1 protein-coding gene is annotated in these 596 nt (G+C 73.7%); it reads left to right on the top strand.

The features are described 5' to 3' along the window. Nucleotides 1–202: 202 nt before the first annotated feature. Nucleotides 203–596 (top strand): ATP-binding cassette domain-containing protein (locus CCN51_RS52725; RefSeq protein WP_143676285.1); only part of this gene is annotated, 394 nt, incomplete at its 3' end.

Here is a 596-nt window from a genome sequence, read left to right as displayed (position 1 = left end):
GGTGTGGCGGAGTGGGCTGCGCGCACGCAGCCCACTCCGCCACACCAGCCAGGGGCTTTCTCCACCTCACGCCGGTCATTATGCGGCGGTCGGCGCTCCCTGCCGTCCCCCGTGCGGGGGACACCCGGGCCGGAAAGATTCCCCACCGGCGTGACGGCCCGCCGAGCACCGCTGCGTAGCGTCCCTGGGCATGGCGAAAACCATGACGGGCCTCTCGATCGAGGCCCACGATCTGCGGAAGCGTTACGGGCCGACGGCGGCCGTGGACGGGCTGACGTTCGCGGTGCGGCCCGGGCTGGTCACCGGGTTCGTCGGGCCCAATGGCGCGGGGAAGTCGACGACCATGCGGATGGTGATGGGGCTTGACGCCCCGGACGGGGGGACCGCTCTGGTCGGCGGCCGACCGTACGCCTCGCTGCGCGAGCCGTTGAAGGTGGTCGGGGCGCTGCTGGATGCCGAGGCGGTGCACCCCGGGCGTCGGGCGCGCAGTCATCTGCTGTGGCTGGCGCGGTACAACGGGCTGCCCGCGCGGCGGGTCGACGAGGTGCTGGAGCTGGTCGGGCTCGCGTCCGCCGCGCGGGCAGCCCGTTGTACCG

Source organism: Streptomyces milbemycinicus, assembly GCF_002154605.1.
Classification (GTDB): domain Bacteria; phylum Actinomycetota; class Actinomycetes; order Streptomycetales; family Streptomycetaceae; genus Streptomyces; species Streptomyces milbemycinicus.
The sequence above is the reverse complement of the archived record's forward strand: the minus strand, read 5'-3'. Positions and strand labels throughout refer to the sequence as shown.